We start from the raw sequence: 22,681 nt of genomic DNA, 5'->3' as shown, positions 1-22,681 counted from the left end.
CAAATAACCTTCCACTGCCACCCATGAACAAAGGCACTGGAAGGTTATTTGCTATTTAGACATTTATTCTTTTTTATCATGACTCCACTTGCTTCGCCAGATAGACCACCCAAGCGGAAGCATGCCGAACCATTTCTGTGACCATGGCTGCTTCGTAGCTGCTCTACGGGCATGTATGGCACGCGGATCCTCGATATAGACGACAACCTTCTCCGTTATATACTTTACAAGTTCATCCCCACCGGAAGCCATTGTAACACCTCCTATATTGTAAGTGAAATTAGATGATCAACGTCCATCCCATGCTCTTAGTGTGCACCACTCCAGTTAGATCTAAACTACAGACTTCTGATTTGTCGAATAGGTTTACCTAATAAAGCACAATCTAACAAAGAATCCAGGGCACGTTATTCACATGCAAGGAGGCGTTCACTTGAACCACTGGAGAAAACTAATCTTTCCCAGAACAGCAGCTGCTGTATTTGGCTTTTGTATCACTCTAACTACCGTTGGACTACTAATGTTGTTTATGGGGAGCTCCTTTGTCTCTGCAACACCAGAGAAACCCGTGATGAAGGATGACCGTCAGCATTTATTAGGTCACGGACACCGTATGATCCTAATTGATGCGGGACACGGAGGCATCGATGGTGGAACTTCCTTCGGTAATATTCTTGAAAAAGATATCACGTTAGATATCTCACGCCGATTATTTCTACTGCTGGGCAGCGATGGCTTTGACGTTGCTTTGAACCGCAATGGAGATTATGCCCCAAGTGATGAGAACCGCTGGCTGCGTAGTAAATCTCGACATCTGCGCGATCTTGCACAGCGTAAAGAGCTTGCTGAGACATTACCTGCTACTGTAGTGGTAAGCATCCATATTAACTGGGCACCTTCACCCTCAAAACATGGACCACTCGTGTTGTATCGACAAGAGGGCCGTAGCTTCATCCTTGCTAGATCCATTCAGCATCAATTAAACAATCTTTACGATGTCGAGGCTCATCCAAGACCAGGCAAGCCTTTTTATTTACTCAACAAAATAACCGCCACAACCGTTATCGTTGAGGCGGGTTTTGTAAGCAGTCCGACCGATCGCGAAAAGCTGTGCACCCCTAAAGGGCAGCAACAAATCGCTGAAGCCATCGCTGATGGAATTGTAGCTTATCTTATGGAAGTGTAGGGTGGGAGCTCCATTTCATCTCGTTTTTAACCAGATCAGAAATCCCTATAAATTCAACACTGTCTTTCATTTGCTCAACACCGCTGCGGATCCCTGCGGCGGTCTCTTTCCCAAATACACCAACATGACCAATCGTTACACAAAATCGTTGATCCTTCGCCATGTCTTTGACGAGACCCATTTGTTTCAGAACATGACTTGCTGTATGTGTGTCATCTAAAAAGATATGGTTCTCTACGCGTGGCAACCCCATACGATAAGCCATATTGCCAGCAACGGAACGGTAGTTGGTCTTGCTGTCTACAAAAAACAATCCCCGTTCTTTGCATACGGATAAGATCACCGCCATAATCCGCTCGTCCCCGGTAATTTTCGAGCCCATATGGTTATTTATCCCGATCGCATAAGGAACGTTATCGAGTGCTGCCTCAACCTTTTGTCGCACTTCCTCATCGGACATCTTGGCCAATATGGCTCCTGGTCCAAGCCATTTAGGATTTCCTTGGCGCGGCTCCATCGGCAAATGCACCAGAACATCATCTCCGCGTTCATGCGCGCGCGTGGCATCCTTCACGGATGTAGGCAAAAAAGGCATGACAGCTACAGTAAGCTTTATCGGTAACGAGAACATTTCATCCGTCCCCTTCATGCCATTGCCGAAATCGTCAATAATGATAGCGACCTTATTACGTTTGGGTGCACTCTCTTCAAGCTGCGTATTTGTAGTGTTGTCTTTAGACGTGGCAGCAGAGACAGCCGGCGTCGCCGGAACAATTGTGGTAATCATTACTACAGCAACAGCAATCCAATTTAGTAAGTAACGTTTAACCTTTCGACTGTCCTTCATCAAGAGGAACGCCTCCTTCGTCTTAAACAATTGTTCTCATTGTTTGGTTCACGAAGGTTAAATATGTACGAGGAGGGTTCGCAATAATTTACAATAGAGCTGTTGCTAATACCCGCGCTTGTCTGTGGCAAGGATTGCTTCCAGCACATCCACAGATTGAACTTCAAATGGCATATTCTTCATTGGGCTTTCCTGGGAGCAGCTAGCTTCTGCAACCACCATTAATTTATCCATATCGCTACTGGTGATCCCAAGCTCCTTAAGTGTAACGGGAAGGCTGACTTTTTTGCAAAAAGCAATGACCTGAGCGATCTCATCTTCTGAAGCCTTCTCCAAGACCAACTGCACGATCGTAGCAAAGGCAACCTTCTCACCATGTAACACATTCCTGCATTCCTCATGCAGGGTCAGTCCGTTATGAATAGCATGGGCTGCAGCAAGCCCACCGCTCTCAAACCCAACGCCGCTCAAGTAAATATTAGCTTCAACGATATGTTCCACTGCAGAAGAGGTGATCCCCTGTTTAACATCCAGGAGTGCGGATTCACCTTCAGCAAGAAGTGTGTCCAGACAAGCACGTGCTAAAGAGAACGCTGCGATTGTGCTAGTCCCGCCTGCATGAGTAACCGCTCTTGATTGACGGCAAGCTCTTGCTTCGTAATAGGTGGACAAAGCATCACCCATTCCAGCCGCCAGCAATCTTGCAGGGGCTTTAGCGATGATATCTATATCTGCGATCACCATATCAGGATTTTTTTTAATGGAAGGTAATAGTCGAAGTCACCTTCGTCCGTATACAACACTGATAAAGCGCTGCAAGGTGCATCCGTCGAGGCCACTGTGGGTACAATAACTACCGGGAGACCCGCCATGTGGCTTAATGCTTTTGCCGTATCTAAGGTCTTGCCGCCACCGATTCCTAAGATAACTTCAGCGTCCTTCAGGCCAAGTTCTAACACTATCTCATCCACCTGATTACGGCTGCACTCACCCTTGAATTCGCGCATTATAAGGGGAATATCGTTCACTTCAAAGCTGTGTAAGATATCCTCCTTGTACATGGAAAAAATATAAGGATCTACAATCGCAAAAGCTCTGTTCGATCCTAGCTGCAAACAATAATCTCCCAGCTTACGAATCTCGCCATACCCCTGAATATATTTAGTCGGTGAACATATGATCTGCGTCATGGTTTCACTCCTCTTTTTGTATATTCTTTTATTCTAAGGAGTGTTGCTTCAGACTGGCTATAAAAAAAGATCTATCGCGAAAAATCATCTATGAGTATAAATAGTAAACCATTTCAAAATATTCTCAAATTCAGGCCACTTGATGTTTCTTAAATGCCCTATAAGTAAGAGGCAGTAGTAGCACTATAACAACAAGAGCGAAGCCTGCCATGACCTTATATTCTGGAATTAAAACACCAAACAGATTAAACAATTCATATGAGGTTATTTTTTTAAAACCGTCAAACATATTACCTGGCAGCAAATCTATCAGATGATTAAACAGTCGACTGCTCTTGCTGGCAGGAATGAACAGTGGACCAATAACCAATATTCCTATGACAATGATAACAGAAAAGGGACTACTCATAAGGCTGGACAGCCACAGAGTCAATGCTCCCACCATCAGGCAGGCTAGACTACCGATGAGGATCGCCCACAGATACGCTTGGAAGACTGTGAAGGAAACGGGAGCCAAAAGGTCAATCATCTGCACATTTGCTTTCGCACCCTCAAATCCAAATATTCCGAGCAGCAAAAGCGTGTATGCCACGAGCGCTAACAATAGTAGTGCTATAGATAGAATAAAGCCAGCCTTTAATTTGGCGGTGATGACCTTATTGCGACCATAACGAGAAGACAAAATGATCGCATCCGTACCCCGCTGATATTCGTCGGCGAACATGGGAGCGAGGCATATTCCAATGGCCAAAGATATAATTAAAAAGAGGTTTTGAAGATTTTGGAATACTTTTTCCCATCCAGTAACATAGTCCATCTGAAATGGAACATGAAGCTGCTCGTTCATTGTATTAAAGAATGCTTTCTCCTTGACTGAATAATTACCATAAGAATAATCGTAATTTAAATAACCGTTAACTTTTTCAATCCGTTTCTCATAAAACATTTTAGCATCATCTGGTTGCAATCTATCCATTACAGAATAATCATAATTGCTCAAAGGAGAAAATGCGTAACGAATTAAAGTATTGATCTGTTCATCCGGGACTTCATATTTAGCATAAGCTTCATTCTTTAAATTCCCTTTATCATCAATATTGTTCGGATCGAGATGAGCCTTTTTGTGTCGTTCAATCGAATTTCCCAATTTTTCCGTCGTTAAGGGACCGGCAAGCTGACGTCCGTATTCTCTTTGGAGGGAAATTGCAGCCAATCCTTTTAATTCCTCACCATCCTTACCCGTTATGTATGCCCCTGTGACCCTCATGTTAGCTAAAAGTAGGACTACTGCTATTACAATCGCAATTACGACGTAAAACAACTTGCTCCTTATTATTTTCCGCAGTTCAAACCGCGTCAGCGTGTCCATGATTTATGCCTCCTATATAACCTGATGCTTTTTGAATGCCCGATAACTTAAAGGCAGCAATAGTGTTATAGTTATTACCGAGAATCCAACCATTATCTTATACTCAGGAATCAACTGCCACCCAAGTTGGAATACTTCATAACCTGTTATTTTACTAAAGCTGTCAAACATACTACCTGGCAGCAATTCTATAAGATGATTAAATAGACGACTATTTTTATTTTCAGGAATAAACTGGGTACCTACAAGAAGAATTCCAACGGCTATAATAACGGAAAATGAGTTGCCCATCCGACTGGAGAGCCAAAGTGTCAGCGCTCCCACCAATAGACAAGCAAGGCTACCGATAATTACCGCCCACATATAGGTTTGCATCACCGTGTAGGGAACAGGAGCCAAAAATTTAATCATCTGCACGCTGGCATTCGCTCCATCGAATCCAAATACCCCTAGAATTAAGAATGTATAAATCCCAATTGCTAACACAATAAGTCCTACAGATATGATAAAGCTTGCTTTCAATTTGGCAGCGATGGCTTTGCTGCGACCATAACGAGTAGATAACACAATGGAGTCTGTTCCTTTCTGATATTCCCCTGCAAATACGGGAGCGAGACAGACCGCAATGACAAATGCAATAATTAGTAAGAGACTCGGCAAATTCTCAAATACATTTTTCCAACCAGTAACATAGTTCATTTGAAAAGGCACCGGAATTTCCTCATTCATTTTGGTGAAAAAAGCTTTCTCTTTGACTGTGTAATTGCTACCTGAGTCATTACTTTTTAAAAATCCTTGGACTTTTTCCATCCGTTTCTGGTAAAATTCCTTAACGTCTTCAGGATTTATTTTGTTTATAAGGTAAAAATCATATCCGCTTGCAGGAGAAAATGCATCTGTAATCAAAAATTGAATTTGATTATCCTTAACGTCATATTTGGCATTTGCTTCGACGGTCATCTCACCTTTTTCATCAAGGTTCTCAGGGTCACGAAGTAATTTTTGATGTCTTTTAACCGCTGCTTCCATCTTTTCTATGGTCAACGGACCGGCAAGCTGCCGATTGTACTCTCTTTCTAATTGGATAGCTGCCACTCCATTCAAGAACTTACCATCTTTTCCTGTGGTTTGTATATTTGCGACTAATATAATGGATAAGAATAACGCCGCCACTATCAAGATTACAATTCCTGCATAAAATGATTTTCGGCGCATGATCTTTCGCAGCTCGAAACGGGTCAATATATCCATAAGTCATGCCCCCTATTTTTCAATAGCCGTAATATCTTCTTCCTCCTGAAAATGGTATAAATAGAAGTCCTCCAGCGTTGGCACGACCGATGTCGCCTGCTCAATAGGTTTCTCTGCGGACACAATTCTCAGTTCCACCTGATCCCCTTCATGCCGCAAATTGCTTACACAATAACGGGCATTCCATTCCTCAGCCTCCCGGACTGGGATACGACATGACCATACGAAGCTCTTCATCGTTGCCGTCAGCTGATCCACCGTGCCGGCTGTCAGCAAACTACCTTTCTTCATTACAAGAATCTGATCAGCAATATATTCCACATCGGATACAATATGTGTCGAAAGAATAACAATCTTGTCCCTACCCAAATCGGCGATAAGGTTGCGGAAGCGGACCCGTTCTTTAGGATCAAGTCCTGCAGTCGGCTCGTCCAGTACCAACAAGCGGGGATCATTAAGTAGTGCCTGTGCGATACCCAGCCGCTGTTTCATCCCTCCGGAAAAAGTGCGGATTTTTTTCCGAGCCACATCATCCAGAGCCACAGTGCCGAGTAGTTCTCGAGCTTTCCCTTTTGATGCCGCCAGCGTCAATCCTTTTAGCGAACCTATGTACCACAGAAATTCCTCTGCACTGAAATCAGGATAATATCCGAAGTCCTGAGGTAGATAACCAAGCAAATCGCGATAGCGTTCCCCCATACGACCAATTTCCTCATTGTTCATCTGTATCGTTCCCGAAGTAGGGTTTAGGATACCGCAGATCATCCGAAGCAATGTTGTTTTTCCAGCGCCGTTTGCCCCCAGTAAACCGTAGACACCACTGGTAAGTCGGATTGAGATTCCGTTTACCGCCTTTTTGGCGGAAAAATGCTTACTCACCTGATTTAAAGTCAGTTCGAGCATTCCAGACTTCCTCCTTTTATTCTCTATTGTTTTGACTTGTCTCACACAATCTTAAAATTGTATTCTTGAGGCCGTTTCCAGGCTTCTGCATGTCCTGCATACCCCTCGAGTCTCGTAAACAATTCCAACCGTAGAAAGCACCAGTAATACCTGCCATAATCCAGTTACTGATGATAAAAACAGTGAGAAGGAATAATTAAATGTAAATATAATCTGCACAATTACCAACAGAGCACAGTAAAGGAGACAATAATATCCACAATTTGATGTACGAATCCGGTTCAATAACCAAAGGGAACCAAGACAAGCAATATTGAAGGGCACCAGCAGATACAGTAGGAGGCTCAAAATCCCCGTCTGTATCCAAACATTCAATAGAACGGCCAGCAAGGTCAAGCCGATAAGATCCGCTATTCCAAGCAAACTCATACGCACCAGCGTCAGTTTCTCTAGTACATGCCGAGTACTTAATTCAATCTCCAGCATATGAAAGGTTAAAGATCGAGTCAGTGTCTGTAGCCCCGTGATCACCAGTAATGGAGCTGAAATAGATGCTAGCATGACAATTTGGATATTTCCGTGAGGATGATTAATGAAGTTATGCAGAAGTAACCCCATTCCAGCAACAATTAACAGCTGTAATGCCCATACCTTCCAACTGATGAAGCGAAGTTGAGCCTTATAGAACTCTGTAAATGAGGTTCTCTGTGTAGCCTGTGCTTGGCGCAGTTCTATAGCTGCCTCATGAATGGTCTCCTCTAACCGCCCCCGATCAACGGGAAACGAAGGGTAGTTTCTTAGTGTAGTTACTATGGACTGTCGCTGCTTCTTCTTCAACGAATTCACTCCTCTCCAAATAGCTTCTTAAAACAATTAGCCCACGCTTCACTCGATATTGAACCATGCATACATTTACTCCCGTAACACGAGCTATGTCGCGGAAGGTCATATCCAGACAAAACCGCATAAAAACCATTTCCCGCTGCTCTTCAGGCAGAAGTAGAAGCAGCTCATGAACCAGATGCTCTCCTTCTACTTGTTCTTCAATGGAGCCGTTTGGCTGTGAAAACGGTTTTTCTGCTTCCTCCACATGCACACAGCACAACGGATACCGTTTTTGCAGATAATCATTGCACAGGTGACGAGCGATTGTGTATAAGTATGCGAGGCATTTTCCTGCATTCTTATATCTGTCAATATATCTGCAAAATCGATAGAAAGTTTCTTGGGTCAGATCCTTCGATTCTTCCTCACTTCGAACCCTGTAGTAGCAATACTTCTGGATTCCGGGGTAATACCTTTCGATCAGCGGTGTTAAGTACTGCGTCTCCCCCTCATGTATTCGCCGGATCCACTCCACTTCATCCACTACGTCCCTCCTCTCTATTATGTTTAACTGATTTATACAGAAAAAAAATGAAGTTACATTGTGACTTTTTCGTGAAATTCTTCAGACGCTTCCTTTTCGTACGAATCTGCTTGCATCCTGTACAGACTCGCATACACTCCTTTTTTCTGGATCAGTTCGGCGTGCGTGCCTAATTCTCTTATCTCTCCCGACTGAAGAACAATGATGTTATTCACATCTCTGGTATTAACAAATCGATGAGTTACCATTATGCATAATCTACTGAATTTCATTTCCTGAAAACGCATGAAAATTTCATGTTCTGAGATCACATCCAATGATGCAGTTGGCTCATCCAGAATTAGTATAGCGGAGGGCTTCATTAACGCCCGCGTAATGGCCAGCTTCTGCCATTGTCCCAGCGATAAATCGACACTGCCGGACCATTCCTTTTTTAGTCTGGTCTCATATTTCTCAGGAAGTTGGGCAATAAATTCATCTGCTCCCGAGTTTTTTGCCGCGTCAATTATTTTGTCCAGATTGTTTACCTCTTCCAAATTTCCCAAACCGATATTAGTTTTTATATCAAAAGGATACTGTATAAAGTCCTGAAATACCGCGGCGACATTCAGAAACAAGCTCGAACGATTAAATTCACTAATATTTATACCATCTACAAATATTTCTCCTTCAGTTGGCTGGTATAAATTCAGCAGCAACTTAATAAACGTTGTTTTTCCGGATCCATTCAATCCCACAAGTGCGTAGGAATGTTCTGCTTCAAGCACCACATTGATATTCTTAAGTACATAATGATGCGTACCAGGATACCTAAAGGAAACTTGCCTAAATTCTATACGCTCAAATGGAGAAGGGAATTCCCTTTTGCCATCCTGATACTCTTCTGGGATCTCCAGCAAATGAAATATACTCTGCATATACAGACAATTCTCATAAGCCATCGATAATAACGAGAGAATATTAGATACAGCATTTTTTAGATTATCTACTGCGGTTACATACATTGTTAAAGATCCAATTGTTAACCTGCTGTTCACACAAATAATAATTACCAAAATCTTAATGATATACATTATCGCATTATCTATGATATCAACCAAGGATGTCTCTATTAAAAAACGCTTTCTAATTTTTGTATCCTCATGTATGTATTTCTCCAATATATCAAGAATAGTCTTGGTGAGATATTGATCTGAGCGGGAAATTTTTAGTTCCTTGACATAATTATTTGTGATTAATATTGTTTTCAAATGCTTGATAAATCGATTTTGTTCAAACCGTTCGTTGAACACACCAAACCATTTGTTAAGAATTCTGATACTGATATAAAACATCGGGACTGCTGAAATAAGACACAGTAATACGATGGAAGATTTTAGAAACACAAGAATTCCTATAACACCAAAAAGAGTCGTAATATTATTTATAAAACTTACAATTGTTTGCAATATACTTATACTTCGATTCAACGACTGGTCACTAGACTTTTGAATTTGATTGTAAGTTTCGGAGTCATCAAAATCTTTCATATCCAAAGCCATTGTTTTATGCAAAATATTATCTGTTATAGCTTTATTCAATCGCGCTGAAAATAAATTCTGCACAAAATTTGACACTTTACCCAAGACGGAGCCTAGCAGTACAAGAAGAAAATTTACGGCCAACCATAAAAACATCTTTTTGAAAGAGGTAGAAGGAACAGACAAAATTTCAGTCGCCGCATCTATGAACTCTTTCCATGCCCATAACTTCCCTGGAACTGTCAATCCGATAAGTGTATCTATAAAAAGAATTGACAGAAAAGTAGCTGGACTTGTCTTCCAAAGAAGAACAATGGTTTTTGAAAAAACCCTTAAATTTCGCTTCAATAGTTTTGCTTTTTTAATCAAGCTCATCATCACCTTTAGGTAGAGATTACTATTTTGCAAGGAGCATTCAAAATCCAGTTCTTGTAACTCATTAAATCGCTTACCTCTATTTTATCTAGCAATTCCTTTAACTGATTGTAATGTTCACACGTAATATGAATAGGTTCACCATAAAAAAAATGCGAGGATATATTTTGGAATAATTCAACTCTGCTAGGCTGTTCTGGTTCACACAAAAAAGGAGAAATACTTTCTTTCGATGCTTTCAGTTTCTCTTCTGTGATCAATAATCGTTTCAAATAGTAAGCAATGTCTTCTGCAAAAGTAGATATTGTGTCATCTATGGAAATAAAGGTTAGTGTAAATACAGCATAATAAAAATAAGCTGACACATGCTTATCCTTTACTGAAACGTCCGAGCATCTATTAGCATAAGGGGATACAGACACATATTCATCAATACTTATCTTTGTAATGATTTCAAATAACATCCTTGTCAATTTTTCTTTGAGATTCACTGATTGATAGGTTTGTTGATAGTAGAAGTCTACGACTTTTAAATTAGTAGGATGCTCCAGTCTACAAATTGACAAGTTAAACTTTTGCTGTTCTACTCCGTAACTGATGCCTAACTCATGATGATTTAATGAATTAGGAGTTACAGTATCTACACATGGTATTGTTTGATTTAGATTTGATATAATTTCAGGCACCTGAAGTCCGGTAAAATATATTAGTGCTAAATTATCGTTAGTGTAGTTGTTTTGAATAAATGTGACCGCATCCTTCATCTGTAATTGCACAATCTCATCAACCTTACCTACCGGAAGCTCGTTGATCTGGCTATTAGTAATAAAAGAAATGAGTTCCTGTTGCCAGTACCACTGAGATCCTTTCTGTTTACATTCAGCCAATAGCTCTAATTTTGATATCTCAAAAGTCTTGTTAGTTATAATAGCATTACTAAGAATTATCATTAAAATCTGGTGGAACATATTGATATTATCCATGTGAGATGGAAAAGAGAACATTAGGATTGTTTGACCATAGTTAGTAAATCCTGATGAACGAATCTCATTAAAAATAAGGGAACTATTGCATGATGAAGGAATATACTTACGGTATGAAAGACATATATGTTCAACTAGATGAGCTATGCCATTTTTACCCGATGGCTCCTGACCACATCCAGCTTTAATACACACTATTACCAGTGTCTCTTCACATTCATCGTTAACAAAATATATATTTTTTTCTTGTTGAAAAGATAAAGATAATTTAGGTTTCATTCCTATTCCTATCTCCTTAATAAGAGAATATAAATATATTAAATTAAAAGGTGAGCTAACATAAAGTTAGATCACCTTTTTCAAAATTCAATTCATTTATGATCCATTACTTGCTGTAGAGGTATTACGTTCTTTATTATCAGTAATATTGCTGTTGCATCCGCAGCCACAATCCGGAACACCCCACCACCATGCTCTGTCTCCAGTATTATCATGTTGATTAGGAGTGTCCACATTACATATACAGTTACACTTATGTGCAGCTGTCACAGCATCATCTTGATTGCGAAACAAGGGATTGATTACTAACATGATCTATTCACCTCCTTTATTGTTAATTCATTTATATTGATCCTCATAATATGAGGAAAAATATCATCAATAAATTTCAGTATGTTCCAAGAATTCTAACTTTTCAGGTGAATTTTCCCGTAGTGTATGATAAAGGACCAAATCCTTGAGATGGACACTTCTGCGCAAATTACATTTTCTATTTTTTTCAACAGAATCAAATTTTTCTTCTGTATAGTTATGGGCATAACACACAGAGCACAATCTAATCGCCCAACAGTCTTGGCATTGCTCTATCGAACCTTCGGAATAGTCTTCAACATAATATTTTTTCAGACGATCAAAATCAATGCCCTCCACGATATTTCCTATGGAAGGAGAAGCGCCTACTCGTTCACAAACATATAGTTCGCCATTAGTAGTGATATAAAGTCTACGTGCACCAGGAGTACAGCAGCCATTAAACGGATAAAATTCACCGGGGGAATCCGTAAGATAACGCTTTTCTATGCTGATTAACGAGCTTTCAATACCAGACGAAGAAATGTCATTAATATCACCCCTAATGTCAGGGCGAATCAAAGCACGTTCTTCCAACCACGACCACAAAGGATCCATGACCTGCGGATTAACATTATGATTGTTCTTCAGTTTTATTTCTGCATTAGGAAGACTACCTTCCGCAACATAACCAATGTTAATGTCTACGTTGGGAGGCAAGAAATCCAAATCTGCAAAAAAAGAGTTAATATCATTCAACTTGTCATGCGAATATGGGGGCGCAAATACAGCGTTAATGGAAAGTGCATTTTCACTTTTTGAAAACGAATCACTCATCAGCTTCAGGCCACGAATAGCCCGTGAGTAGCTGCCTTCACCATTAGCATATTTTCTATATGAATTCTGTACATATTCCGGCCCATCCAGACTACAAACAACCCCCATTCCTGGAACGAATGCCAAGTAATCCGCAATTTCTTTAGTCACCAAAGTCAGATTCGTAGTCAATGAAAAGGTTATTTTTTTTCCCTTTAGGGTTTCCAATGAATACTCGACTGCCCATTTCAATAAATCAAACTTCAGTAGCGGTTCTCCGCCATAAAAAGTAACGGCTATTTTCTCTCCAGAATGCTTTGCCGCATAATCAATACTTGCCTTCGCAATTTCCAGGCTCATATCACTGTTGTTAAAATCTCTGTTCAAGTCGCAGTCTTCATTGTAAATGCAATATCCACAGCGCAAATTGCAACGACCGGTTAATTCTAGAATCACTTGAGATAACTCATTGTTAACCCGCTCCTCTAAAAGCTCGTTATGGCCAGGAGTATACAAACGGTCGGGCTTAAATGCTCGAAACAGATGTTCATCGACTACCGTTTGGCAAAAATCATTGATCGCTGAGATCGATATCCCTTGTACTCTCATCAATTCATTGACATTATTAACATCAGGTAATTCAAAGAGGGACTGCATGATCTTTAAGGCATCATCTTCCAACTGCAGCACCTTTCCCGTTCCGGTGTCATAATAGTAGATATTCTGCCCCGTTGAGAAGAGCTTACCCAAACGATGAATCCCACTATAATGTTTTATTCCAAACAAACGCTCGATTTCCTCATGACACTTTAATGTACTCATTTTCCCACCTCTTTCTTAGAATCAATCTATATATTTCTAATCTCTCTACTACCATTTCATTTTCCAAATCATGTCATGTTCAAAATAAATACAGATAGCTGTGAAAAGACTTCTAGTTTCTCAGTTACGGCTGTAGTCCATAGTACTAGGGATTTCGTACTCAATACTGGTAATTTACTTTTAAATCAAAGATTCATGAGATTTTTTTCACAAAGTATTCTAGCAATATTGCCTCTTCCAAAATCAATATAACATATAAACTAATAAAATGGAAGCAATTGGATATAATTCCATTTCAAAGATATGAACAGCGTGTTTTTGATTTAATTTACATTTTTTGGATGAGTTATCAGACATGAAACCGTTATCAATCAGTTTTTTGTTTAAACTAGTAAATTGCATTTAAGATAATCATTCTGGTATAATGACCACTAATTGGATTATTTCTCATATTAAAGGAGTTGATTTTGTTGTTGCATATAGCAGTATGCGATGATGACGAAAAAACGCTTCAGCAGTTCAAGAAATTTTTTTCAGAATTTTCAAAAAATTCTTCATCTATCTTTTATGTACAATATTTTCCGTCGGGAGAGGAATTATTATATTATTATAGTCTTCCCGGTCGATATACCTTCCACTTAATCCTTATAGATATCGAAATGTCCGGCATCAGCGGGATAGACACTATACTCAAAATTCGCGCTGAACCAGACTATAACGTCCAGATCATTTTTCTAGCTGATTCTCCTGAATATATGATCGATAGTTTTAATGTACAACCATTTTATTATCAGTTAAAACCCTTGGTTTACGAAACGTTCCAAGTATTATTGCAAAGAGCATTCGTATATATAAATACCGCCATCTACCCTCACATTAAGCTAAAAACAACGGATGGAGAGGTAATTCTACAAACATTTGAAATTATATCATTGGTCAAAGTAGATAAACTACATGTTAAAATAACCACCCTGGATCAGGTATTATATTCTGCGATAACATTGACTCAGCTCTCAGAAAGACTCGATATGAATTTCTATCAGATACATAAATCTGCCATTGTTAACCTGAAGCATATTCAAAAATTCACCTCCAGTAAAGTAGTAATGACAAACAAGGACATACTTCCTTTGGGTCGATTGTATAAGAAGGATGTGATAGAAGTTCATACGAGCACTCTTTGCGAACATACTTTTCAAAGAGTATAGTAATGATGTGAATACAAAGATCGGTCATTAGAATTCTCTTTTTCAAGTTATATTGGATCAGCATTTTTTCAACCACTTTAATTCAGCAAACAATCTTATACTTCCCCCTCAGAGACAGGCACATAATAAGAACGACAGTCTTTATTAAATTTCGGCTATCGAATTATTATAATAGAGGTTGAAAATTACAAATTAAAAGCCAGAATATCATTAGGTACAATATTAGAAAAGAGACGTTGACTGTTTATATTGTTCACAGTGATGGATTTAAAGCCATCATGAACCATTCGTGATTATGCTTACAGCGATGAGAACCAATGGTCTCGTCGCTTCTCACTCCATTTGATTGATTTTGCACAGCACAAAGAGCCTATTGAGACGCTGCCAGCGACTTTAGACTTTAGTTGTGAGTATTCGAATTTCATCACCTTCAAGCACGTCCTCCTTATGTTATTTTTCAAGAGGGCTGAAGTTTCATTCTTGCTTTATCTTCATGATATATTAAATAGTCTCTAACATGTGTAATCCTGACCTAAACAAAATTACTTTTACTCTTATATTTACTCAACACAATAACCGCCACAGTACTTAGTGTCGAGGCGGAAGTTCCATTTGATTTTCTTTTGTGCTAGATTGAATATGCCAATGGTATCAACACTATTCTTAGTTTGTTCGACACCGCTGCAGAAAAACACAGCGGTCTCTTTTCCAAATTCGCAGACATGACCGATGATTATACATTGATTATTTGCTACGTCTTTAACGATTCGATTTACAAGACATTACTCTTTGTATGTAAAGGGGTGAGATAGGTATGGTTTTCCAAGTGTAAACACCCATCCGATAAGCCATTTTACACATAAATAAAATTTTCTAACCTCTCAAATAAATCCCCCATTCACACGAATCGTCTGGCCCGTAACCCACTGTGATTCCTTACTGGCTAGAAACAGCACTACACTCGAGATATCCTCAGGCTCACCCAAGCATCCAAAAGAATTCATACTCCCAACATTCGCAATCTCTTCTGCTGACTTCCCAACTGTGAAAAGCTCCGTATTAACAGGACCTGGCGAAACCGCATTAATCGTGATTCCTTTTCGTCCAAATTCTTTAGCTAACTGACGAGTGAATTGTTCCACTGCTCCCTTTGTTCCCGCATAAATGCTGTAGGTTGGGAACATCTGACCTGTAACCGATGTCGAGAAATTAATGATCCGTCCGTTCTCACTCATATGTTTAGCCGCTTGCTGGCAAGCAAAAAAGGTACCCTTCACATTGATAGCGAACTGTTTGTCGAAGTCTTCTTCCGTAATACTGGCAATCGGCTTGGTGATCATAATGCCTGCGTTGTTAACGAGAATATCGATTTGTCCATAAGCTTCCAATGTGGCTTGGAATAATTGTTCTAGCTCTGCCACTTGGCTGATATCCGCTCGGATAGCGATAGCTTCTCCACCCTTTTGCTTAATTTTGTTCACAACTTCCTCTGCCTTGCTTGGACTGCTTGCATAATTAACAACAACCTTCGCACCATGTAACGCCAAGTTCTCCGCAATTTCCCGTCCCATACCTCTTGAAGCTCCAGTCACTAATGCAACTTTTCCAACCAAATTCTGATCCATCATTTATTCCTCCTATTCGGTTGCCTTTCTTGTTGGTCTGATTATAAATCGAACACTCACAAATAACAAGTGACAATTATAATTTTTTGTCATTTGTTATAATTGTTCTCCAGACGCAAAAAAACCTTCCGATCTTCATCAAAAGGTTTAGTCCATCATTTTTCTATTATGAAATATGCCATAAGAATTTATGACGAAATTCCGGAAAGCATCAGTTCCCAGACCGCTTCGAATTCCTGATCAATCATAGCCGACTGCCACTCTTTCGCATGAGCAGGATGATGAAATCGCGATGTTGCATTAAAAATAGCTCTTGCCGCAACCTCTGATTCCAACGCTTTAAACTCCCCGGTTTGTATACCTTTTTCAAGAATGCGTGCGAGTTGCCCAATTAATTGATCTACGTGTTGGGTAATCATATCTACGACTTCTAAAGTTACAGAGGCGTACATAGCAAACATTTCGGAATCATCTACAGCATAGCTCCGTTTATTGCGAATTAGAGTATCTAACCACAGACGTAGCTGCTCTTTGGCATTCCCATCAAATTGCTCAGTAACGTCCTTCAATGGGGCTAAAATATTTTGATGCAACCATCTTTCGGTTACCGATTCGCGCAAAGCTGCTTTACTGGAAAAATGTCTATATAGCGTACCATGACTAACCTTCAGTACCCTCGCTACATCAACAACTGAAGTCTTATCCGGACCAAAACGCCGGAGCACTTGTTCAGCTGCATCCAAAATGTTTTCTTTAGATAATGGAAGATCATTCGACATCTGTATTTCCCCTCGCTCTATCTCTGATGGTAATTATCATAGCATATAACAATCAAAAACAAACTGACAATATCATCACTTTGTCATTCGTAAAATCATTATCAGTATAGACGCGCACTAATTTATTAAACTAGGAGCTCGTTTGGTATCCCATAAACATTAGCACCTGTACGAAATGATTCGGACCGAGGAGCCCTTATTTTCGAAAATCTGGCCAATTCGTATCACTTTCGGACTCAAATGCAGCTTTTCACCCAAATCCCCTCCTTTTCAGCGTTCTTAAGTGCCAATAAGAGCTATGCAGTCCGAATAGTTAGCCAAACGCGCTGAAATGAGCAAATAGCTGCAATACGGTCCGTAACATTGAAGAATTATAGCAACCAACCCCTGAGTACCTACCATCCCCCAACAAATAAAACCTCCCTGATCTCTCAAGAAGGTGAAGGTACATTATTTCATCTATTTATTCTCACTCGTCTAACTTCTCTCTAACAAACTTACCGATCTTCGCAATCGCTTGCTGAGCTTCTGGGAGCATGTACGCTAAGAAATGAAAAACACTCCACATCTTCTCCCATATTTCCAATTCTACATGAACACCCGCTACTTTCGCCCGTTCAGCCAACCTCGTTGAATCGCTTAATAGCACCTCATGGTCGCCTACTTGAACGAGTAAATCAGGCAATCCCTGCAAACTCATTCTTAACGGCGATAATATAGGAGCCGACTCTGTTCGAGGACCTACATATGCATCAAGTATCCACTTATTCCCTTCCAAGCTACCTGTCGGATCAAGCTCCGCACGACTCTGATACGATTCACCATCCAAATGGACAAGATCAGTATGCGGTGAGATTAAAAAAGCACCTGCTGGTAACTCCCTACCTTCATCCCGCAAAGTAATCAGTGTCATCAGCGCAAGGCTGGCTCCAACAGAGTCTCCTCCAAACACGATATCACTCGCAGAATATCCATTCGCAAGCAACCACCGGTAAGCCCCTATACAATCTTCATTAGCAGCGGGATAAAGATACTCAGGCGCAAGGCGATACTCAATAATTAGTACTTTCATGCCACTAGCTTTTGCAATTCGTGCTGCTAAATCGCGATAAAATTCACAGGTTCCTGAAATAAAACCACCACCATGAAAATAAAGAATCACTTTATCATCAGGTGGATCAGATTCCATAGGAATGATCCACTCTCCGCTTAATGGCCCAATCATGACCCGTTCAACTGTGACATCGGTATGACTGGGCAGCTTCGCAGCCGCTTCAACCATTTCTTGCCGAATTTGCTCTACAGACTTACTTTCAAACCGATTTGTTTGTTTCAAATAATTTTTGATCGCTGCAAGCTGTTCTACACTCGTTTTTTCCATATCTCGATCCCTCCCACAGGTCTTTTCAACTCAGAGTGTAAAGCCTGTAGGTGACTACAAGGTCAAGTTAAGATTCCATTTTTAATATTTCTAGCGTTGACTGCACGCCTGGATGCTTATCTGCAGCCAACAAATTTTTTCGCAAATCTGCAAGAGCAGTGAGCTTTATTTCCTGTTTAGCAATTTCGCTACGAACTTTATCCATTTTTTTATCTACAACGTTTACAAAATCATCTATGCTAATGCCGCTGCTTTCCGATTTTGTGAGCGCCTTTTTGATTTCCTTTAATGTGAATCCACAGAGTTTAGCATTTTGTATAAAAACAAGTCGGCTAAGTACCTCATCCGAATAGAGACGGTACCCCGCTTCCGATCGTAAAGGTATGCTAATCAGTCCAAGCTCTTCATAATACCTTAACGTCTCCATGTTCACATTCGCCATCTTGGCCATTTGTCCTCGCAAGTACTCCGTCATGATTTACGCCCCCTTGGAATCACCTATATTATACCAAATCAACAGGTTACATAGGACTTCAAAAGAACGCACAAAAAAAACGGCATTTCTGCCGTTTCCCCATGTCTACTCTACTCTTTTACCTTACAGCGCTTCACTTCGAACCGCATTTTTCTGAATCAGAGAAATCTGTCCGGCATGAATGCCTGTGTGATACATAAGTCTTCCTACCGCTTCAAGCGGAGTAGATGTGCCAAAAGACGACTCTACACTCACATGCCAAGCATCTTCCGGAAGCTCACGCATCGCTGCAATTAAATTCTCATTGGAGGCCGTTAGCAGATCCACCAGTTCACTTAATGTAGTATATGCTGCATCATCGGCTTGGGGTTTAGGTCTACCAAAGAACCACTCTGCAAACATAAACTCTACCTCGGCATTATGAGAAATCAAACCTCCGATGGACGAATTGCCTAATTTAAGATTTAAGTCTTCTTCCGGCAATGCCTTCACCATTTTATGAAATCGCTCTTGAACCGCTTGCCAGATAGGCAGTACTGAAGTAATAGTCATCGGCTATTTGCTCCCTTGTACAGTTGCTTCTTCGTCTTTCTTCTTATCAATAACAACGTGATTAAATATATTCGCATCCACATCAATATCAAAAGCCAATCCAAATCCTACAACATAACGACCCTTCAATGGGGTCAGTTCGAACAATGAAAAATCCAGTCCACGCAGCAATTTCAGCATAGCTTCACCATGATCCGCATTGAACAACTCAAAAATATCCTCATGTCCATCATTGCCGATATTGCTTGAGGTACAACTCCAACGCACACGCTCAGTTGCAAATTTATTATTTGTTTCAGACTCATCCGCAATTAGAAAAGCGTCTACAAAATCATTATTTTCCATATAGCCATAGTGCTCTGCAATCTTACTAATATAGATATACAGCTTGCCATCTTTCTTTACGAAAGGCGCATAACTAATAAAAGGCTTACCTTCATCATCGATTAAACTCAAAATCAGATTTTTACGTTTATTAATAAATTGTAAGTAATTTTCTTTATTTTTTTCTACATCTACAGGCTTCTTCATTAAAAAAATCCCTCCATGAATAGGTTATGTAATAACACTAAGAATCTATCGAACGGTACTCAACAAATGAATACGAGGTTTCTTCTCTGTAGGCACATACTGGACTTCCGCATCCATTCGGTAGACATCCCGGATCATGTCTGCTGTCATGACTTCATTGGGTGTGCCATACATCGCTTTTTCACCAGCCTGCACTACAACAATACTATCGCTATAAGTAGAAGCTTGATTGAGATCATGCAGCACCATCACTACGGTCATACCCATATCTTGATTTAACTCACGAACAAGCTCTAGCACTTCATGCTGATGGGAAATATCCAAGTACGTGGTCGGTTCATCAAGCAACATGATCAGAGGGCGTTGTGCTAAAGCCATTGCAATCCATGCACGTTGTGATTCTCCACCTGACAATGAAGCTACGGCTCGGTCCTTATATTCCATCAAATGTGTCTTCTCAAGAGCCCACTGTACAATATCCATATCTTCTTGGTTCAATCTTTCGAACCACTTTTTATGTGGATACCTGCCATAAGAGACCAGATCGATCACAGTCATATCACTCGGCGCTTGATTCTTCTGGCTCAGCATGCACATTTTTCGTGCGACTTGTTTGGCGCTCATGGTCTTCAGATCCGTACCATCGAGTATGACCGTACCCGTGTGATAAGGAATTAGCCGTGATACCGCTTTGAGCAAAGTGGATTTACCGGAGCCGTTTGGTCCTATGATCGAGACGATCTCGCCTTTTTTTACGGAAAAAGAGAAGTTGTTAATCACGCTTTTCTGCTCATACCGAATCGAAATGGAGTCGACAGTAAACATGTTAGAATGCCTTCTTTCTCATCAGGTATAGAAAATAAGGTCCACCAATCACAGCCATAAGGATACCCGAAGGAATATCTAGTGGTGCAAATAGAGTACGACCACCTGTATCCGCAATCAACAGTACTAAAGCGCCAAGAGCCATACTCATCGGCAAAAGATATTTATAGTCAGAACCAACAAGCATTCTCGCCATATGCGGTACAACTAGACCAACAAATCCAATCATTCCAATGGCTGCTACAGAAATAGCCGCTAGAAATACTGCCAGTAAGGAGAGTAAGATACGAATTCGGTTCACATTCTCACCCAGATTCGAAGCCACCTGATCACCCAGACGAATGATATTTGCCTTACGAATCGCGAAGAACGATAAGATCCAACCTACAATGGCATAGGGCAAAACCATCATCAAGGCATTATTCCCTTTAGCCGCAAGACTACCGTTAAGCCATTGAACCGCTGCAGGAAGTCTATCGCTGTACATGATGGTTAAGAGTCCGATAACGCCTCCGCAGAGCGCATTCACAGCAACACCAGATAAAATAATGGTAACCGGCGAAATGCCGGTTCGTCTCCACGCCAATGCATATACAATGCCGGCAGCGATTAGTCCACCAACAAAAGCAGCAATCGGAATGAACTGAGTATACTGTGGTGCAGCAAGCATTATGACAAGAACACATGCAGCAGCCCCACTAGTTACACCTGTCAATCCAGGATCAGCAAGTGGGTTACCCATCACAGCTTGCAGCAGTGCGCCCGAGATCGCTATATTCGCTCCGATGACCATCGCCAGTAATACGCGTGGTAATCGAATATCCCATATGATGGTGGCATTCACCGCCTTAGACGATGAACTAAAGATCGTGCTGAGTATGTCAGATACCGAAATGAATACAGAGCCTAGTCCGATTGCGATAATCGCGGCAACGAGCGCTAATAGAACCGTTACAATAACAACTATTCTGCTACGAGATGTTTTTATCACTTGCCGTCTCCTTTAATTATTCATAGAAGTATTTTGCAATTTCAGTTAGTGCTGTCTCTGCATTAATAATCGAAGTCACACCGAACACGCTGTAATCTAACATGTGAATTTTATCGTTTGTATAAGCGGAGAGCTTGGTCCAAGTTTCATTCTTCTCGATTTCTTTTTTGAACTTATCCTTTGTCGCTCCATGATCACCTGAAGCGAGTACAAGAATAATGTCTGGATCAGCGGCTACAATGTTCTCCATATTAATCGGGGAGTAAGTGTCCGTAACTTTAAGTACAGATGTAGCAATGTTATCAGCGCCAAGCTTTTTCACCAAACTACCTAGATAAGATTTCTCACTCATAACCATGAAGGAATCAGAGGTTCCAATAACGAGCATCACGCTCGGCAGTTCTTTTCCTTCGGCTAATTTACTTAGCTCATTTTCTTTATCCAATATCTTACTCAAAGCCGCATTCATCTCATCTTTTTTATTAAAATAAGTACCTAATACTTTAAGGCTAAGCTTTAAATCCTCGAAGGATTCTGTGCGTAGATACGCTTTTTGCAAATCCATGCCTTCCAGTGTCTTATCCAGTGTGCTTCGAAGTGATTCTGCTCCCAGCAGCAAGTCTGGCTCAAGCTTTGTTACTACTTCAAGATCCGGTGCCATTGGCGAACCAATTTTATCTATCGATTCAAAATCAGCAGGGATTGGATTGGTGGAGGTTGGCACCCCAACTGGTGTGATTCCAAGCAAGTAGAGCATTTCTGTTAATGGTACAGATGTAGTTACAATTCGCTGTGGAACTGTGGCTGGAAACTGGCTTAATGCTTCATTGAACAATGCTTCATCTACACCATCATTCTCCAGACTGTATTCCTTTCCAGCATCCGCTGTTTTCGCTGCTTCTGTTGTATTCGCTGCATTTGCTTCTTTCGTTTCATTAGCAGCTGTATTCGTTACGGCTTCATTCTTGGTTTGATTGTCCGCTGTATTGGTGGACGAACATGCAGTCATTGCAGTAAGCGCTGCAACAACCAGAAGTACTAATAATTTCTTCAAAATCTATCCCTCCGAGTATGTATAATTATACGTTCCAAGTAGTGATAATGATTTTCATT

At 40.5% G+C, this 22,681-nt stretch carries 24 protein-coding genes; 2 read left to right on the top strand and 22 right to left on the bottom strand.

Features of this window, described 5'->3' with window-relative positions; all coding sequences use genetic code 11:
- Positions 1–63: 63 nt before the first annotated feature.
- Complete coding sequence (locus QNH28_RS10455) at positions 64–252, bottom strand: YqzE family protein (RefSeq protein WP_234541790.1); 189 nt, start codon at positions 250–252, stop codon at positions 64–66.
- A 181-nt stretch (positions 253–433) separates the two neighbouring features.
- Here QNH28_RS10455 and QNH28_RS10450 point away from each other — a divergent pair, with 181 nt between their 5' ends.
- Positions 434–1,186, top strand: a complete 753-nt coding sequence (locus QNH28_RS10450) for an N-acetylmuramoyl-L-alanine amidase (RefSeq protein ID WP_283911292.1) — start codon at positions 434–436, stop codon at positions 1,184–1,186.
- On the opposite strand, the gene QNH28_RS10445 is transcribed toward QNH28_RS10450, so the two are convergent.
- The 12 genes from QNH28_RS10445 to QNH28_RS10390 form a co-directional block, all read right to left on the bottom strand.
- Entirely contained in the window at positions 1,173–2,033 is an 861-nt protein-coding gene (locus QNH28_RS10445; protein ID WP_283911291.1) for a divergent polysaccharide deacetylase family protein, read from the bottom strand. The genes QNH28_RS10450 and QNH28_RS10445 overlap by 14 nt on opposite strands.
- A 105-nt stretch (positions 2,034–2,138) precedes the next feature.
- Positions 2,139–2,777, bottom strand: a complete 639-nt coding sequence (locus QNH28_RS10440; protein ID WP_283911290.1) for a dehydroquinate synthase/iron-containing alcohol dehydrogenase family protein — start codon at positions 2,775–2,777, stop codon at positions 2,139–2,141.
- On the bottom strand, positions 2,771–3,223 hold the full coding sequence (locus tag QNH28_RS10435) for an iron-containing alcohol dehydrogenase (RefSeq protein WP_283911289.1): 453 nt from the start codon (positions 3,221–3,223) through the stop codon (positions 2,771–2,773). The genes QNH28_RS10440 and QNH28_RS10435 overlap by 7 nt, the downstream gene beginning before the upstream one ends.
- A 130-nt stretch (positions 3,224–3,353) precedes the next feature.
- Entirely contained in the window at positions 3,354–4,592 is a 1,239-nt protein-coding gene (locus QNH28_RS10430) for an ABC transporter permease subunit (RefSeq protein WP_283911288.1), read from the bottom strand.
- Between the two features lie 12 nt (positions 4,593–4,604).
- A complete protein-coding gene (locus QNH28_RS10425) occupies positions 4,605–5,843 on the bottom strand; it encodes a DUF2705 family protein (protein WP_283911287.1) in 1,239 nt (412 codons plus the stop codon).
- Between the two features lie 12 nt (positions 5,844–5,855).
- Positions 5,856–6,746: an ABC transporter ATP-binding protein gene (locus QNH28_RS10420; protein WP_283911286.1), complete on the bottom strand. Its 891-nt coding sequence runs from the start codon at positions 6,744–6,746 to the stop codon at positions 5,856–5,858.
- Between the two features lie 51 nt (positions 6,747–6,797).
- Positions 6,798–7,583, bottom strand: coding sequence for a hypothetical protein (locus QNH28_RS10415; RefSeq protein WP_283911285.1), 786 nt, complete (start codon positions 7,581–7,583; stop codon positions 6,798–6,800).
- A complete protein-coding gene (locus QNH28_RS10410; RefSeq protein ID WP_283911284.1) occupies positions 7,519–8,115 on the bottom strand; it encodes an RNA polymerase sigma factor in 597 nt (198 codons plus the stop codon). The genes QNH28_RS10415 and QNH28_RS10410 overlap by 65 nt, the downstream gene beginning before the upstream one ends.
- A 53-nt stretch (positions 8,116–8,168) precedes the next feature.
- Positions 8,169–10,004: an ABC transporter ATP-binding protein gene (locus QNH28_RS10405; protein ID WP_283911283.1), complete on the bottom strand. Its 1,836-nt coding sequence runs from the start codon at positions 10,002–10,004 to the stop codon at positions 8,169–8,171.
- A 14-nt stretch (positions 10,005–10,018) separates the two neighbouring features.
- Positions 10,019–11,272, bottom strand: coding sequence for an insulinase family protein (locus QNH28_RS10400; protein WP_283911282.1), 1,254 nt, complete (start codon positions 11,270–11,272; stop codon positions 10,019–10,021).
- A 96-nt stretch (positions 11,273–11,368) separates the two neighbouring features.
- Positions 11,369–11,584 carry a hypothetical protein gene (locus tag QNH28_RS10395; RefSeq protein WP_283911281.1) on the bottom strand — a complete coding sequence of 72 codons (216 nt, stop codon included), beginning with the start codon at positions 11,582–11,584 and terminating at the stop codon, positions 11,369–11,371.
- 66 nt (positions 11,585–11,650) lie between these two features.
- Positions 11,651–13,201, bottom strand: coding sequence for a radical SAM/SPASM domain-containing protein (locus QNH28_RS10390; RefSeq protein ID WP_283911280.1), 1,551 nt, complete (start codon positions 13,199–13,201; stop codon positions 11,651–11,653).
- 470 nt (positions 13,202–13,671) lie between these two features.
- Between QNH28_RS10390 and QNH28_RS10385 the strand changes: the two genes are divergently transcribed.
- Positions 13,672–14,409 carry a LytR/AlgR family response regulator transcription factor gene (locus tag QNH28_RS10385; protein ID WP_283911279.1) on the top strand — a complete coding sequence of 246 codons (738 nt, stop codon included), beginning with the start codon at positions 13,672–13,674 and terminating at the stop codon, positions 14,407–14,409.
- A gap of 881 nt (positions 14,410–15,290) precedes the next feature.
- On the opposite strand, the gene QNH28_RS10380 is transcribed toward QNH28_RS10385, so the two are convergent.
- From QNH28_RS10380 to QNH28_RS10340, 9 genes are all read right to left on the bottom strand, one after another.
- Positions 15,291–16,034: an SDR family oxidoreductase gene (locus QNH28_RS10380; protein ID WP_283912112.1), complete on the bottom strand. Its 744-nt coding sequence runs from the start codon at positions 16,032–16,034 to the stop codon at positions 15,291–15,293.
- Positions 16,035–16,222: 188 nt separating this feature from the next.
- Positions 16,223–16,813 carry a TetR/AcrR family transcriptional regulator gene (locus QNH28_RS10375; protein WP_283911278.1) on the bottom strand — a complete coding sequence of 197 codons (591 nt, stop codon included), beginning with the start codon at positions 16,811–16,813 and terminating at the stop codon, positions 16,223–16,225.
- A gap of 469 nt (positions 16,814–17,282) precedes the next feature.
- On the bottom strand, positions 17,283–18,194 hold the full coding sequence (locus QNH28_RS10370) for an alpha/beta hydrolase (RefSeq protein WP_283911277.1): 912 nt from the start codon (positions 18,192–18,194) through the stop codon (positions 17,283–17,285).
- A gap of 67 nt (positions 18,195–18,261) precedes the next feature.
- Entirely contained in the window at positions 18,262–18,669 is a 408-nt protein-coding gene (locus tag QNH28_RS10365; protein ID WP_283911276.1) for a MerR family transcriptional regulator, read from the bottom strand.
- A gap of 123 nt (positions 18,670–18,792) precedes the next feature.
- The gene (locus tag QNH28_RS10360; RefSeq protein WP_283911275.1) at positions 18,793–19,221 is read right to left on the bottom strand and encodes a DinB family protein; all 429 of its coding nucleotides are present in this window, start codon (positions 19,219–19,221) and stop codon (positions 18,793–18,795) included.
- A 3-nt stretch (positions 19,222–19,224) separates the two neighbouring features.
- Positions 19,225–19,752 carry a HugZ family pyridoxamine 5'-phosphate oxidase gene (locus tag QNH28_RS10355; protein ID WP_283911274.1) on the bottom strand — a complete coding sequence of 176 codons (528 nt, stop codon included), beginning with the start codon at positions 19,750–19,752 and terminating at the stop codon, positions 19,225–19,227.
- Between the two features lie 45 nt (positions 19,753–19,797).
- A complete protein-coding gene (locus QNH28_RS10350; RefSeq protein ID WP_283911273.1) occupies positions 19,798–20,577 on the bottom strand; it encodes an ABC transporter ATP-binding protein in 780 nt (259 codons plus the stop codon).
- 1 nt (position 20,578) lies between these two features.
- Complete coding sequence (locus QNH28_RS10345; RefSeq protein ID WP_283911272.1) at positions 20,579–21,568, bottom strand: FecCD family ABC transporter permease; 990 nt, start codon at positions 21,566–21,568, stop codon at positions 20,579–20,581.
- A 16-nt stretch (positions 21,569–21,584) separates the two neighbouring features.
- Positions 21,585–22,622 (bottom strand): ABC transporter substrate-binding protein, encoded by a 1,038-nt coding sequence (locus QNH28_RS10340; RefSeq protein ID WP_283911271.1) that lies wholly within the window; start codon positions 22,620–22,622, stop codon positions 21,585–21,587.
- Positions 22,623–22,681: the final 59 nt, after the last annotated feature.

The sequence above is a fragment of the Paenibacillus sp. G2S3 genome, assembly GCF_030123105.1.
In the GTDB taxonomy this organism is placed as follows: domain Bacteria; phylum Bacillota; class Bacilli; order Paenibacillales; family Paenibacillaceae; genus Paenibacillus_AQ.
This window is presented reverse-complemented; position numbering and strand designations above follow the sequence as displayed.